Origin of the sequence: Psychrobacter sp. NG27 (assembly GCF_016106655.1) — a bacterium.
Lineage (GTDB): Bacteria > Pseudomonadota > Gammaproteobacteria > Pseudomonadales > Moraxellaceae > Psychrobacter.
This window is the reverse complement of record NZ_JADGIN010000008.1, coordinates 86889-102567: the sequence shown is the minus strand read 5'-3', so window position 1 is coordinate 102567 and position 15679 is coordinate 86889. Positions and strand designations below refer to the sequence as shown.

General features: G+C 39.2%; 13 protein-coding genes. 4 read left to right on the top strand and 9 right to left on the bottom strand.

From position 1 onward, the window contains the following. Positions 1-993: 993 nt before the first annotated feature. Positions 994-1389, bottom strand: a complete 396-nt coding sequence (locus IP485_RS11845; protein WP_198327376.1) for a hypothetical protein — start codon at positions 1387-1389, stop codon at positions 994-996. 458 nt (positions 1390-1847) lie between these two features. On the opposite strand from IP485_RS11845, the gene IP485_RS11840 reads away from it, so the two are divergent. After that, positions 1848-2480, top strand: a complete 633-nt coding sequence (locus IP485_RS11840; protein WP_198327375.1) for a recombinase family protein — start codon at positions 1848-1850, stop codon at positions 2478-2480. Positions 2481-2571: 91 nt separating this feature from the next. On the opposite strand, the gene IP485_RS11835 is transcribed toward IP485_RS11840, so the two are convergent. From IP485_RS11835 to IP485_RS11800, 8 genes are all read right to left on the bottom strand, one after another. After that, positions 2572-3021, bottom strand: coding sequence for a hypothetical protein (locus tag IP485_RS11835; protein ID WP_198327374.1), 450 nt, complete (start codon positions 3019-3021; stop codon positions 2572-2574). A gap of 352 nt (positions 3022-3373) precedes the next feature. After that, the gene (locus IP485_RS11830; protein ID WP_198327373.1) at positions 3374-3934 is read right to left on the bottom strand and encodes a hypothetical protein; all 561 of its coding nucleotides are present in this window, start codon (positions 3932-3934) and stop codon (positions 3374-3376) included. Then, the gene (locus IP485_RS11825; protein ID WP_198327372.1) at positions 3931-4152 is read right to left on the bottom strand and encodes a mobilization protein MobS; all 222 of its coding nucleotides are present in this window, start codon (positions 4150-4152) and stop codon (positions 3931-3933) included. The genes IP485_RS11830 and IP485_RS11825 overlap by 4 nt, the downstream gene beginning before the upstream one ends. 73 nt (positions 4153-4225) lie before the next feature. Further along, positions 4226-4495, bottom strand: a complete 270-nt coding sequence (locus IP485_RS11820) for a hypothetical protein (protein WP_198327371.1) — start codon at positions 4493-4495, stop codon at positions 4226-4228. A 75-nt stretch (positions 4496-4570) separates the two neighbouring features. Beyond that, complete coding sequence (locus IP485_RS11815; protein ID WP_198327370.1) at positions 4571-7570, bottom strand: tyrosine-type recombinase/integrase; 3000 nt, start codon at positions 7568-7570, stop codon at positions 4571-4573. Then, positions 7557-10064, bottom strand: a complete 2508-nt coding sequence (locus tag IP485_RS11810; RefSeq protein WP_198327369.1) for a hypothetical protein — start codon at positions 10062-10064, stop codon at positions 7557-7559. The genes IP485_RS11815 and IP485_RS11810 overlap by 14 nt, the downstream gene beginning before the upstream one ends. Then, complete coding sequence (locus IP485_RS11805) at positions 10061-10570, bottom strand: hypothetical protein (protein ID WP_198327368.1); 510 nt, start codon at positions 10568-10570, stop codon at positions 10061-10063. Before IP485_RS11805 ends, IP485_RS11810 begins: the two co-directional genes overlap by 4 nt. A 209-nt stretch (positions 10571-10779) precedes the next feature. Then, complete coding sequence (locus IP485_RS11800; RefSeq protein WP_198327367.1) at positions 10780-11448, bottom strand: hypothetical protein; 669 nt, start codon at positions 11446-11448, stop codon at positions 10780-10782. 511 nt (positions 11449-11959) lie between these two features. Here IP485_RS11800 and IP485_RS11795 point away from each other — a divergent pair. The 3 genes from IP485_RS11795 (at position 11960) to IP485_RS11785 (ending at position 15667) form a co-directional block, all read left to right on the top strand. Next, on the top strand, positions 11960-13333 hold the full coding sequence (locus tag IP485_RS11795; RefSeq protein WP_198327366.1) for an amidase family protein: 1374 nt from the start codon (positions 11960-11962) through the stop codon (positions 13331-13333). Between the two features lie 90 nt (positions 13334-13423). After that, positions 13424-14329, top strand: a complete 906-nt coding sequence (locus tag IP485_RS11790; protein ID WP_194197159.1) for a polysaccharide deacetylase family protein — start codon at positions 13424-13426, stop codon at positions 14327-14329. Between the two features lie 372 nt (positions 14330-14701). Further along, positions 14702-15667 carry a CobW family GTP-binding protein gene (locus IP485_RS11785; RefSeq protein ID WP_198327365.1) on the top strand — a complete coding sequence of 322 codons (966 nt, stop codon included), beginning with the start codon at positions 14702-14704 and terminating at the stop codon, positions 15665-15667. Positions 15668-15679: the final 12 nt, after the last annotated feature.

Sequence of the window (15679 nt, the reverse complement as noted above, 5' to 3'; positions counted from 1 at the left end):
GTAGCATTTGAAAATGGCTATTTTCATAGTGATGGCGGTATGCAATGGTTATATGCTGTACCAATTAAGATAGAGGAGATAAAAAACGATTATTGTGCTTGTGGTCGGCATAGAGACCAATAAATAATCAGAAATACCGTAAAAACTGAACGTACAGATGACAGTTAGTGTTCTAGCATAGGAGTCAAACAAGACAAATCACAGCGAGTCACCTTGTCAAAGTGCGGTATAAGATGTGGTATATTTCAAAAGCCAATTACAGAGCGTCACTATAAGCAAAGAATACGGACGCTAGTTTGGTTCCTACTGTAGGAGTCACACTCAAACGGATTAATAAAATTAGTGGCAAATATTATTGTTAGTATGCAAATTAGAGCAACTGTTCCTAATGATTTTAAAATAAATTTTATATTATTGATAATTAATCCTTAATATTTATTTTATTATATATACACCTTACTCCTTTCTCACTATCAGAACCTCGAGTTATGTATCTTGTGTACATTCACAAGTACACTGCTACCTGCTACCTGCTAACTATTGTTAACATTAATAATATCAGCAACTTATTCTGCAGGTTCCAGTCCTCACTAGGGAACCGAACCAGTGAAAGCACCTGACTGGTTCGCTAGGGTATTAGGGTATAGTCTAATGAAGTCACGTAAATTAGACCCTGAAGAATCTAAGAAATGTCCGTTTTTTGATGTCTTCTTCAAAATTTGGTTTTTTTACGTTGGGCATATTGTTATAACACTTTAGAAGCGTCTGCTCTGGTGTTAAATTTTTATCGTTATGCCAATATACTATTTTCAACCACATAGCTGCTGTAGAATACTGACCATAGCCTAGCCATGGGTGATCTTCCAAATTAGCTACCAATAACTTTCTACCTAAAAACAGAAGTTTTATTTAGAGGTTCTAATAGGGGCTACCTATCCATCCAACCCCGAAAACTAACTCTTTATTAACATTAATTATTAATATTGAATTTCATTACGGCTTAGGCTTATCGTCCCAATCAAGTAAGAATTTTCTACGTAATTCAGGGGTTAGGATTTCAATAGAATGTATAGTTGCTACTCTATCCGTTAAGCATCTTTCCTTGCCAGTAGTTTGAAGTGGAGGAAGATTTTTCTTATCAATAAAACCGCCTCCTGCGTAAACTTCTGTATCAAATGGAACTGCTGTTGCATTTAAGATTACAGTCTCTGAATCTAAGTCAACCTTGATATTACTAGCTTTCGTATTAAACACTGGGGTTATATAACCATCTTCATCGCCAAATAGAAGACATCCATTCTTCATTGTAAATTTACCTGATAATAATGCAGCTAGTTGAACATTGTTGCTTTTATCATAATAAGAGAATGGATCGAGTGAATTTTCCATTCTTATCACTGGGTTAGAAGTGTTACTTACTGTTTGATTAGAGCAACCAAACTGAAATAGACCTACAATAGGAATTAGGAATAAATATCTATTTATCATGTTTAATAACCTCATGGCACTGATGGAATAGTAACAGATATTTCATGTGTATTATGTGTTGAGTAAAAGTAGAGTAGAGAATATTTTTTGTACTATTTGGTATTTCATTTAAAGTACAAGCACTGGTTATTCCCATTGGTTTACTTGAACCAAAAATCACTGTTTCCCTATTCCAAAATCCCCATTGTTCGCATAACAGACGTTATGACAAATAACTTGGATAGAAGGGTTCGGTTTCATTGGTTCCCTTGGGGTATACCCCAGCGGAACCAGCTATTTCACCCCAAAAACCTATTAACAGACTACTTAAAACAGACTGCTATAATGGAACCACTTATAACAGACTATTTTAGGTGTTTATGTTTATTAGAGCGTATCTACGAGCGTCTACCAAAGAACAAGACGCTAAGCGTGCCAAAAGCGAACTCATAGCATTTGCCAACGATCATAGCCACAAGATTGCCGCCTTCTATGTCGAAAATGAATCAGGGGCTATTTTGGTGCGACCAAAGCTTATGCAGCTGATTGAAGATGCTCATAAAGGCGATATTATCTTAGTTGAGCAGATTGATCGCTTAGCGCGTCTGAACCAAGCTGATTGGGATACGCTCAAAAGAATGCTATCAGAAAAAAAGCTCTCTATCGTATCAAAAGAGCTGCCGACCTCATATATGGCGCTTCAACCTGAAAATAGCACTGAATTTATGAGCAGTATATTGCAGGCTATTAATTCGATGATGCTAGATATGCTCGCTGCTATTGCTAGAAAGGATTATGAGGATCGCCGAAACCGTCAGATGCAAGGTATTGCTCGTGCTAAGGCAGAAGGTAAGTATTCAGGACGTAAGAAAGATACTGAAAAACGTAAGATCATCGCCAGTCTACTCGAATCAGGTCATAGCTATTCTGATATTCAAAAAATGGCTAAGTGCTCACGGCATCTGATCGCTGATGTGGCCAAGGAAAGACCTAAACTAATCACTGCTCATTAAGTGGTTCCAATATAGTAGTCTGCTATGAGTAGTCTATTAATTGATTAATGAGCCTTTTTAGATGGTTCCGCTGGGATATAGATGTTTCTAATCAAATTTTCTTAACGGGAATGAATTCTAATCGATCCCTGAAGTAAGGATTTATCTCTGTAATTTTGATCAATGACTCACTATCAGAACAGTCATGTAACCCATGTGCCATGATAAAATCCGACCCATTCTCAAACTTAATAAGCACACCTCTTTCATTTGGCAAGTCTAATTTCCTACTATCACTATCGGGTATCTCTTTAATTATGGTCACTGACTTTACCACTTGATTTAAATATATTTTCCATTCATCAAAATCTTTAGCATAAAAAGGAATGGCTCTCTTATCTTCTTCTTGTAGCCATTTACAGTGTTCTCCAATCTCATTCCTCTCCACCCACATTAGTACTGTGTTTCGGCTTGGATCACTACCACCACCAACAACCAATCCACCTTCAAAGTAAAACAATGTAGGCCCTAAAGCTTCAGAGAGAAATTCATCAGGGGTCATATAGTAGTCTTCAATAAGCTGTTTTTCAGGTATGTTATTAAACTTAATGATGTTGATAAGCTTTCTTCCTATCAAGCTTCTGAGCAAACCTTTTAAATGGCTTGGTATACTATGTTCTGTGATTTGAGTTGTTATTTGTTTTTCCTCGCTTCTTTTATTGAAATGGTAAACACGAGCATATAGCCTATAGTTCGAAGCCTGTATAGCGCACCGATCATAGATAGAGTATGTATGGTAAGTACACCATAAAGTACACCATAAAGTACACTGTGGCTATCTCAGTAATTCAAAACCTCGATATCATTAGCCTACAGTCAAAGATTCAAGTCCTCACTAGGGAACCGTATCCTTTTCACTCTATAAAATCCATAAAACGCCAAAACCAGTAATAAAAGAATGCTATAAATATAATAAAACCCGTATTCATATACGTATTCATACCCTTTATAGTGTCTAAAGTCCCCTGATAAGTGATTACCTCCTTAATTCCAGCTTCGACATCTTCCACATTAAGACTTACCATCTGTCTAATTCCATTATGAAACCCTAGAAAATATTTCTGTATATACCACCCTATCGCGGCTTTTTTACCTTCAATCGGTTCTAAATACTCTTTGCCAAAACAAGAGGAGTCAGTATCAAAAGCTGAATAGCTGCACCCGTATATTTCTTTATGGTTAAGGTCATTGAGATCTAATAACATAAAAATGTGATTTCCCTCACCTACGTCCAAACTGCCTACAATACCTTCACTATAATTAAGCTCAGACTCTAAAGGGAAGTCTCTACCTTGCCAACTCAGTATTGCCCAAACTACTAGCGATATCCAAGTTAATAGCAGAATGACTATTTGAACTTTTCTAGTTAATGTTAATACTTTGAATTGCTTCAGTCGTTTTGTTAAGTGTTTCACTTAATATCAAGCCCTTTTACTAAATCGGCCATTAAATCCTTATCCGTTTGTCTGCTCAAAAAATCCAACAGATTATCGGCTGTATATTCCCTTAAACCGTCTACTGAATCCTTCTCTAAAGCATCTACAAGAAAAGCATCCAGTAGTATTTTTTGTCGTGTCAGCTTCTTATCTAACTTCTGTTTTTCTTCTAAATCACCACTATCCAGCAAGCTCATATTTTCCCTTAAACTAGCAAATCTATTTATTCCGATAACAAGGCTCATTTTAAAAGATTTTAATGTAAGAAACTTAACTCAAAATAGATAGCTTTTCATCTGTAATCAGCATCATATGTACAAAAAACCGTAGTAGCGGTGAGTACTGCCATTTATTCGTTTGCTCTCTATGGTCTTGACTAGCAATACCGATATGGAGAGCATTTTTCGAATCATTAGATTGCTGCTTAATGTCTTGATAGTCAGTAGATGACATAGTTTCCATCAACAAATCTTCGTTGCTACTCACCAGCCAACGCTTCAAAGGCAGCAGTTTCTTAGCAATATCAATGAAACGCTTCAACTCTTTCTTATCTTCTTTTCTAAATGGTAGGTATGCTCTGCTAATAGACAGTTTTTGACGACATATCTCAATAAATCAAGTCCAGTCAGCCCCTGAATTTTCTCGTAGACGATAGGCCTTACTTAATAAAAGCGATAGTAGTCTTAAATCACTTTGGTATTGAATGTTTAGTGGACTCAGTATAGGGGTATTTGGATCTGATAGCTTAACAAAGCGAGGTTTGCCGCGTTTGGTAGTGATGTTAGCAACCTCGCTTGCACGTTCTATTAGAACCTTTGCATCGTGAATAGAAATATTTGCTAACTGGGCTGCTTTACTTAGAGGTATCTCTTTATCATAGGTTTGTAGTAGCAGCTGTACTCGGTTTAAACCATAACGACCAAACAGCTCATTATTAGCTGGCGTATTGGTACTCAAGAGAAATTGCTTATCATGGCTTTCGATCGTAAATTTCGGTGACTTGCGTTTGCCCTCTATGATATTTTTAAATAACAGCTTACGTATACTAGACATATTGATCATACCGTTATCATCAATGTCAGCATTATCATTGATCTTTCTTGGGCTAATTTTAGTAGATTTGGTAAGGTTAAGCAGTGTTTGTTTAGGCAGTTTTATATTAGAGACGCTTAACGCATAAGTAGCCATTAGAGTAGCAAAGTGATTGTAATACTCAAAGCTACGCTCAGGCGATAAGTGCCCCATAATACCTGATAGAGCGTACCAGCGATCTTGTGCCTTGGTATGCTCTCCAAGTAGGCCTTCTTCTATACGCAGTACGTCGCTTTCGTCATAATCGGTGAGCGCTTCTACGAGATCTGAATGGCCTACTAGCGCTAAAGATAGGTTGCTCACTGCCGTATGCCTAAACCCATGAAAGGTATGCTCTACCACGTTATCATCTACCGATATGTCTTTTAAGACTCGTTTGAGTAACTGCAACGGAACATGGTCATCAATAGGGCGCTGATCCGATGATAAGGTAAAGATAAATTTGTTTGAACTGTCGCCAATATTACTCTGCACAAAGTTAATAAAAAAATTCAACTCATTAGGTTTGAGGAGAGCAAATAAGGGAACGCGGCGAATACTACTTTGAGTCTTAGTTGGACGGTAGCTATTGGGCCTGATCACCACTGAGGGTGTGGCTGTCTTTAAGCCTTCGATGTCATTATACTTAAGTCCCAACAGCTCTTTTTTGCGCATGCCAGTACGATAGACTAAGATAAATAGAAGCGCGAACATCTCTCGCTCCAATATATCCACAGAATCCAGTATCTGCGTAATAATGGCGTGATAGGCTTGCGGTGATATCAGCTCCGCACGTACACGTCGACCATTTTTCGACTGTTGGAAGTTCACGGAGGGAAGGTTGTATTTGCTCTTGGCAAAGTTGTGCATACTCTTCAATAAATTGGCAGAATATCCAATGTCAGTATTGTTACGTACGACAGCTTTGTACTCTAAAATATCTTCATAAAGTTCCTCAAACTCTTCCTCTAACCAAATATCAAGCGGCTGCGCTGTTGTGAAATACAACCATTCATAGCCTATGGTTCTAATATATTTCAAAATAGACTCATTACTAAGTGATTTTGACTCTTTTCGATTGAGTAAACTTAGCACCCAATCTAATAAAATTTTTTCACTTAAGTCATCGTATTGTTCATAGCGTTTTTGTACTCTTTCGATAAGAGTAATCGGCTTTTTGCTGGTTTTTTTCTTTTTCTGTTTTTTATCCATTTTGAAGTCTTTAGTCAGATTCATAATTAAATCAGACTTTCTAACCTCTATCTTTTTGGTAGAAGTGCTAGATGTCTCGTTTTGATTAACAGAGTTTTTGCTGATAGACAGCGTCAAAATATGTTCTAGATCATACGGCTCCTCTTTATACTGATATTTTTGGTTCAAAAACCGACCAAAGTCCTGCGTGCTCAGTCCAGCCGTGTTATGCATACCTCGCAGCACCCCAACTGAAGCATGATCAATATCAGCGCCCTCTAGCTCCTCCCAGTAATAACTGGCGTAATATAAAAATCTTGAAAAGGGAAGTGGCTTGATACCCAAAGGCTTGATCACGTCAGATAAAGCCACGGTCAAATATTGTTTTATCTTATCTTCTGACAGCTTGGCAATGATATGTGTGGTCTCTGCTGGACTGCTGCTTTTATGGTAACGCAGCAGCCAACACTGACTGACCACATCTACAACGATTTGCTTGGTGTTATAAAGCTGGTCACTTTCTTCTTCTCGCTCGTTACCAAAGCGCTTTTGCACAAAACGCGGTGAGACCATTATCCTTTCTTTGATGAATGGCTGATACTCTTTGGCGAGCAATGAGATAAGCCACCCTTGAAGCATTTGTACCTCGTTAATGCCACCATATACAATCCCTGAGAATATCAGCCAGCCTATGATTTTCTCTTGGCTGTAATCGGCTGTTTGCTCCCAATTATGCTCTACTGCGCGAATAATTTTGACCAGCGCTTTACCGTCTTTTAACCAAGCTGTATTTGTAATTAATGGATTGATTTTAGTAGGCTGTGGCGCGATTATCTTAGGATAGTGATGCTCAGCAAGCATATAGTGCTTATTTTGATAGTCAACGAACTTAACGACGACTTGCCAGACATGTTTGAGTGTTCTAGATGACTCGTAAGCTTTTGCAATTTTGTTTTCAATGATTGACTGAAACTCATCAAAACCCTCTTGAGACAATGGTTCCAATTGTCTATAAAGCTCTCTCTGAAACTGGCTTAAAGATTGACTCCAAGATAGCCATGACAAATCAAAATAATCGCTAGAGCTTGGCGAAAATGAAAAGATGCGTTCATTGGGCCAAAGCGCTTGTTGGTAGTATTTATTGAAAGACTTTATGAATCCGATACTTCCAGGATGAATCCTTTTCAACGACTCCCATTCGGTTTGTAAGTCTGCGAGTAGCTGTATCTCACGTGTCCTTGCCGTGTCACTGTCTTTGAGTATAGATGGGTAAGGCACGTAGCGCTTTTTTCTACCATCAAACCTTGCTAAGTCATTAATAATTTTTGGCAGCTGTATTTCATTTATTAGCATGGTCAACCTCTACAGTGCTTGTGCCAACATGATTTGAATTAGGGTAATGGTTGATTGTGATATCTGATAACCCAAGCTGTGCTGCGATCTTTTCAAACACGGACGCCACACGCTTAATATCTGCTTTACTACTTGATGAGAAGCGCCCCAATACTTCTTGACGAGCTTTTTCATGACCAATAACCGTGTTAATCAGCGATAAGGAAACGCCGAGATTTTCAAGCTGCGTACGAACAAAGTGGCGTGTCCAGTAGGGATTAGCGTCAATGATGTGCTTGGTCATATGATAAGCATCGCCACGCTTAATGTCTTTAAGAGTAGGGGACTTAGCAGTAGGAGCTCGCTCATACAACAGCTTTAATAGTGCTTCATCATTACCCAAACGGATATTATCAATGATAGCGCTGATGTCATGATGACCTTGGTGTTTTGCCTGATAATTAATCAAATACGCTCTATAGTCTGTTAGATGGCGTATAAGTGTAGGGCATAGTGGAATGAGACGATCACTTTTAACTTTCTTAACAGGCTTGTCATTGATGAGCAGCCAACCCATATCAAGATCGATATCGTACATCTTGCCAAGACCGTTATTTGGTCGCACGCCCGTTAAAAGGCAAAAGACAAACCATACAAAAATACTGGTTCTATTAAAGTGCTCCTCATCGTTTGAACTTTGATCAGTCCAGTATTTTATCTCATTTACGATGTCGCAAACTGTTTCAATCTTTAGCGCAAACCCTGACCCCACTGTATATTTGCGCCAAGCGATGATATAAGTTAGGTCAAAATCACTGTTGCTATTAAATATACCCAGTGCTGATTTATAGTGAGCCATAAGTGCTTCGCTGGTGTGGCTACTATAGTACATCGCAGGAGCATGGGACGCAGGCGTGCGACAGATGATATCGGCGATATGTGCATGACAATCAGGTGTATAACGAGAGAGCACGACATGTAGTGCAGTCTCTATACGATTGACGGACAGGTACGGCAATCCAAGGCTGCTACGTAAGGCGGCAAGATAAGCCGTAAAATCTTCTTTTGATGGTAACTCGCAAGCAAGTAAATCATCTATCAGCCACACCGGCAGTGGAACTTTGATGGTATCAGAAGTATTTTCATAATCATTTTCGAGCAGTGTTTGGCTTGTGGAGCTTTCAGTAATACCTAAGCTGTGTTTAATGTAATACTTTTTACCTTTAAGATTGAAAATCCTAGGATGACCGATATAGCCGGGTATTAGTAAGGACTTAACTGGAAGGCCAGTAAGCATCGATAACAGTAAAATACCCGCACAGGTTTTATCGGTCTCTGATTCTGGCAAGGTGCTGGCGTCTTGGTTGAGTGCAGCAAATAACGCTTGGTAGCCGGCAAGGGAGAGTAAGCGCGTGTTAGAGTTAAGCGCGAGATTGCGCTGAGACATGTAGTTCTGCTGTAGCGATAAATCTATAGTTTGGAGCGGTATAGAGTGTTTGATTAACGAGTTTGGATATTCACCATAGCTGACATAGGGTGCCTCATAGTGATCAATACGCTCTTCAAAGCTGGTGGTTAACCCTTCATAGCTTTCAGTGTTAGCGTCTAAAAATGCAAGATCTATGGCGATAGCGCTGTGTTCTATATCATCATGTGTGTTACCCCATGCATCATTACTAGGCATAGTATTCCAGTTGTGACTCGTTGCAGTAGAGTCTAAGGGTAATTTCGATGTGTTGTCTGCTAAGTTGATAGCTATAATTTTAATATGTTTAGGCGGCTTCTTATACTTGGGTCTAGGCTTGCGTGACGTATGCGCATTTTGATAGGCGGTCGTTATTTTTTCTATTTGGCTCAGTTTATCTTTTGCCACTTTCTTTTCTTCGGCATGAGTAGCTTGCTTATCATTTAACAATTCATATGCACTTTTTTGCTGCTCTAATAGAACAGTGAAAATGGTGCATATGCTTTCCACATTCATGGTCATTTGAGTTAAATCAGGTAGTTCATGCCAAATCCATATTCGTCTAGGAGATCCTGAAAACTGAGCCTGTTTGAATTGCATCAGTATATTTTTGGTTTGCTGTTTTGGCCAGTGCTGCGTCAGCATCACACTGGTGTGCATTGCTATGGCTAGCCAAATTAACCGTTTCTGTAGGTAGTCATGCTGATGTTCATTGATAGAATGTTGCATGAGAATAAGCAATTGCATGATGAGTGGTTTTTTTGCTAATTCTGATCTACTAATAGTCATAGAAAGCTGAGGAACTGGCCTTCTTTGTAATACCTGTAATATTAATCTTAGTAGATTTTGAGGATTATCATCTGGTTGGCTATAGCTATTGTGTACTGCTAAAGTGATCTCAGATATGGCAGTCGATACTGCTTCTGGATATATAAAATTTTGGTCATTATCAATTTTTTTGATGATTTCTGTTAATGCTGGCGCATTCTCAGCATTCTCAGCATTCTCAGTATTCTCAGTATTCTCAGTATTCTCAGTATTCTCAGTCATAAAACACCCTCAGAAGGTCGCTTGTAATAAGTTTGTTCATTTATCTTTATAAGCCGACAAAATGTAGTAATAGCAAAAATATTTTTGCCAAATAATTTTTGGTTTATTTCTTGATCCAAGACCTCGTTTAGCTGCGTGTAAATGAGCTTGATATCTATTTTTTTATTGTATTTTGCGATAAGACCAATAAGCTCGTAAAAACTGATGTCAAAATTAAACTGATTCTTTGGTATATATTTCACGTCTACTTCTTTTCTTAATACATCAAAATCAATATAAGGGCTTTTTGCTATATGAAATAGCTCAAAGTTATTGAGCAAGAACCACTTTTCCTCCTCTTTTATAAAGTAGGTAAGTTTTGAGCAAGCATTATTTTGCTCAAGTTCGATAGCCTGGCTATTCAGAAGTGGTCTGATATGGCAGGTATAAATATCAAACAGACTAATGATTTCTGGATATACAAGCACATTGAGTGTTTGTAGCTTAGCGATCGATAGTGATTTCATATCTTTCCCACTAAGATATCGAGTTGATGACTTGGTCGTTACATCCTGTGTATTGACCTCCACTAATAACTTACGAGTATTAGCAAACAATTGAAAGTCAATTTGTGAGGTTTTGAGGCAAAAACTTAAATTAAGCGACAGCTGATGACGCCTTGCTACTCTTCTAAGCTTTTGTAGACAAAACTGATGACAATTCTATCTATAGTGACTCAGGAATTAGCTAGAGTTTGTAGGTGAGGGGTGTGAATATAGAGATGGTTTAGGAGTAAAAGATGAAGTGAAAGTATCGTATTAGCAGAAGGGTAAAGCTCAGATATCTGATGCAGATTGATATTTTCTACTAGATATTGCAAAGTTTTTTTGCTCTGTGATATATCTCCATAAGTATCGATCTGATAGCATTCTGACGAATTTTCATAGATTTCAATGTCTATACAGAGCCATGCAGTACTTGCGCTGGCACGTAATAACGACCAAGTTAGGCTATGAAAATTTACTGGTATTTTTTTGCTACTGTCTGTGCAGATGCGTTCATTGATAAACTGCCTCGAATAATCAATGCTTGCTATTTTGGGAATGACCTCTGTTTGCGTCGCTACTGAATACTCTCCTAAAGGCTTAATTAATCCATAAAAACTTAAAGAGTTAAGGGTAAAGTATTTGATATCGACTAACTCTTCGATCACCTCATCATCATACCTATAAGTGAAGCGTTGCTCGGCACCTTGAACAGGTTGGTTTTCAAATGTCAGGCTTCCTTTTGGTATTACTTTGATCTCAATTGACTCTTTATGACCATATACAATAGCCGATAAGGTTCTACAGCTTTCCCTCGTATAAATATTGAGTAAGGTAATCTCGATAGAAAGTTGATTCACTCTCTAATCAGCTTAGAACCCTAAGAAAATGGTGTGATCTTTAATTCCTATCTATTACAGCCCCCTAGATATTTATATTGAGTGTTTTTTATAACTAAATTTGATATTTGGTGAAATAGGTTTTGCAAAAAAAATGTGTACAGTTGTATAGTGAAGTAACAACGATATCAATACAAGGTAACCGATTTCAAATTATATATTATTACAACCGAAGGTAATTACATCATAGGAATCATCTAATGATACGATCATAAAAATTATTATTGAAGTGTAATTCTAATACGGATAGTATTATTTTCAATTATGAGTAATAAATAATGAATTAAGTTGACATTAATTTTTGATTCTGCATTTAATAAATTTTTCACCCTAAATTTTTTCATATTGTAAAATTCTATGTTTTAGATTTTATAAAAAATATAATTACTTAGTGAGTGAAATTCTATTTATTATTAGACTATATTTTTTAATATAACATCTAATTAATAGATCTAACAAAATGGAGTGTATTGTGATTACACGGACTGCGAGCAACATTACCAAAGACTCTGTTTCAGCTATGGATATAGCAGCTCGCCTAAAAGAAGGTAGTCTTTGTCCGGTATCGCTTGTTGAAGAGACATTTGCAAACATAAGAGCTTCTGATCCCGCTATTTTTACAGAGTTGCTCGAAGAACGGGCGCTGAAAGAAGCCTATGCTTCTAGAAAACGCCACCGTGAAGGTAATCTACTTAGTCTATGGGATGGTCTCCCTATCGCATGGAAAGACCTTTTTGATATAGAAGGTCGAGTCACTACTGCAGGATCTATTGTATTAAGATCTCACGCACCTGCTACTCATGATGCTGATATGGTTGTAAATGCCACTCGAGCTGGCCTCATATCGATAGGCTGTCTTAATATGACTGAATTTGCCTATTCTGGTCTAGGTCTTAACCCGCATTTTGGTACTCCTCAAAACCCACATGGTACAGGCCTTGCTCGTATTCCTGGTGGCTCGTCATCAGGTTGCGGCGTCGCCATCGCCCGCGGACTAGTACCACTTTCTGTCGGCAGTGATACTGGGGGGTCGATACGTATTCCTGCTGGGTTAAATGGTATAGTTGGCTATAAAGGTTCTAGTAGAGCGTTTCCAAAAGGTGGTACGTTTCCACTCTCACCGACATTGGATACCTTTGGTCCACTTGCTGCTGACCTAAAAAGCTGTATCGGTGCGGCAGAAATTCTCAACGGGCGAGCCGTCGCAATGCCCAAGCCAACATCTATCAGTCAACTCAAATTCTTTATTCCTAGTAATATTGTTTTTGAAGATGCACAAGATGCTGTGATAGAGAATTTTGAAGCCAGTGTTCGCGCTTTAGAAAGCGAAGGGGCACAAATCACTCGGGGAGTGAGCAGCGAGTTTGAAGAAATAGAGACCCTTGCTGCTAACCACGGTTCCTTGGTTGGCACAGAAGCGTTGGAATTGCACTGGGATCTTGTCCATTCTGAGCACGCGACCCAGATGGATCCACGGGTACTTGAACGTATAATTAGTGCGGAGAACATATCCGCACGTGACTTAATTGTTGTCCAACGAGAGCGCGCAAGATTAATTCAAAAAAATAGCCAAATTCTAGGTGATCAAATTGTGCTATTCCCCACTACTCCTATTACTGCACCTGAACTTAAACCGCTTGAAAAAGATAGTAATTTGTATGTACGTACTAACAAACTCATGCTACGTAATACAGCGCTTGGTAATTTCCTCGATTGGTGTGGTGTTGCCTTACCAAATGGAATAGACCAAAACCAAATGCCGACCAGTATTTTAATGTCAATGCCCGGTGGCCGAGAAAATGACTTGCTAGCGGCAGCACTTACTGTTGAAAGGCTACTACAGTAAAACTTCTAATAACTACCTGATAAATAAGTAAAGAAAATATAAGATCTTTAAAGAAATAAAACTAAACTAAAAGTGTCAAAGGAGAGAGACATGAGTAAAAAAACTATTATATGCGGCTTCGGTACAGATGTAGATTCAGTAGCAGGGTGGATTGGATCATATGGTGGCGGTGAAAGCCCGTCAGACATCCAGCGCGGGGTTTGGGCGTCTGAAGTTGGCGTTCCGCGCCTGTTAAGGCTTTTTAAGAAGTATGATCTACGCACCTCATTTTTCGTCCCCGGCCATAGTCTTGAGACTTTTCCTGATATTGCCAAAATGATTGTTGATCATGGTCATGAAGTAGGTGCGCATGGTTACCTACATGAAAACCCTATTGCTATGACTCGCGCTCAAGAAGAAGCCGTGATGGAAAAATCCGTTGAGTTGATTACTAAGCTGACTGGGCAAAGTCCACGTGGTTACGTTGCTCCTTGGTGGGAGATGTCTAAATCTACCCCTGAAATTCTTGCTAAATATAATTTTAAATATGACCATAGCCAAGGCTACCGTGATTTCCAGCCTTTCTATGCTAGAGTTGGCGATGATTGGACTGTCATTGACTACTCGAAAACTGCAGAAGAGTGGATGCAACCTATGACCCATGGCGACGAGATTGATTTGGTTGAAATTGCTGCCAACTGGTGTGTGGATGATTTACCACCAATGTTGTTCATGAAAAACGTCCCTAACAGCCATGGCTTTGTCAATCCACGTGATATTGAACAAATGTGGCGTGATCAATTCGATTGGGTATACCGTAATATGGATTACGCTGTGTTTCCTTTTACAATTCACCCCGATGTCTCTGGACGTCCACATGTACTCATGATGCTTGAGCGTCTAATTGACTATATCAATGGTCATGAAGGTGTTGTTTGGATGCCATTCGAAGATATTGCTGCTGATTTCCGCACACGTTTCCCATTTGAAGGCGGTAAGCGTCCGGAAGTTATTTAAGAACACTATATTGATGAATTCATGGATCTTGGTGGCATTGTTAAAAGTACTGCTAAGATCATATATAGGGAGAACAGCCATGTGTAGTGCATGTGGAAACCCAGCTGCTCTAGGACATTGGACAGAAGCAGGTGCACAGAAGGGTGGTATCCGTCTCAGGGCGATGTTTAATCGAGTAACCATTTTAAAGCGAGTGCTGAAACCTTATGGGTTCTCAGTTTATGCCGATGGGGTGATCCCGCAAATTCAGCTGATATGTCCAGGTGGGGCTAGAGTAATGGTCAATAATTTAACCGAGCTGTGGGCTGAAGTAGAACGCCTTCAAGGTTTTCCAATCGACCCCTTAGAAACTCAATCAATGGCTTGACCTTAATGCAAATATTTCAGGAAAATCGTCTTAATGTCGTTCTATTGAGCGGCTACTTGGGTTCAGGTAAGACGACATGGCTGCGTCATGCGCTTTTTACCAAAGTATTTGGCAATGCTCAAGTTTTCACTCAAGAAGCGGCCCAGCAACCAGTGGATGATTTACTGTTAGGTGAGGCGATGAGTGTCACTGTTTTGACCGGAACTGCTGGTACTCCTAAGGGTAAAGAAGAGCTGATATCAGCATTACTTGAAGTAGCTGAATCTCGAACAAGCGGAAGGTCAATTGGTTTAACTATTGATCAGCCTGATACTCTGATCATAGAAACAAGTGGCTTAGCTGATCCCGAAGAAATCATAGCTGCTATCAAAGAGCATCCCATTCTGGTCTATCATTTCGTCCTCAAAGAAACTATTATCATGGCTGACGCCCTACATTTTCATGTGGCGCTAAAGACTGACACATTGTGTCGTCAGCAAGTTTTATCAGCCGATCGTATTGTCATTGCAAAATCAGAGGAAGCGTCCGAGCAGTCCTTATCGAACCTATTTTCAGCCATCAGCAAAATCAATCCAGCTGCACCAATTTCCTTATCCACATTCGGTGTCGAAAGCCCTGTACCTCTACTACCAGTGCCGACCGAAATCTACGAATCGATTCTCACTAATGCGTGCGCATCAACGACTGTGGTTTCGTTGACGATTCCTAAAGAAGTAGATTGGGTTGGGTTTACTATATGGCTCTCAGCTTTGCTGCACGCTCGAGGTGATACGATCCTGCGGGTTAAGGGTGTTTTGCATACGGATGAAGGCGCGCTATTACTGCAGTCTGTACGTAAGATCATGCAGCAACCTGAAGTTTTACCGCCTGAGAAAAGCGTCTCTAGACCTGGAGATATTGTATTTATCGGAGAGGGGATGAATCAAGAAGCTTTACTAGCTTCTCTATCTTCTTTTTTAGGACAAAGCTGAATTACTCATTTA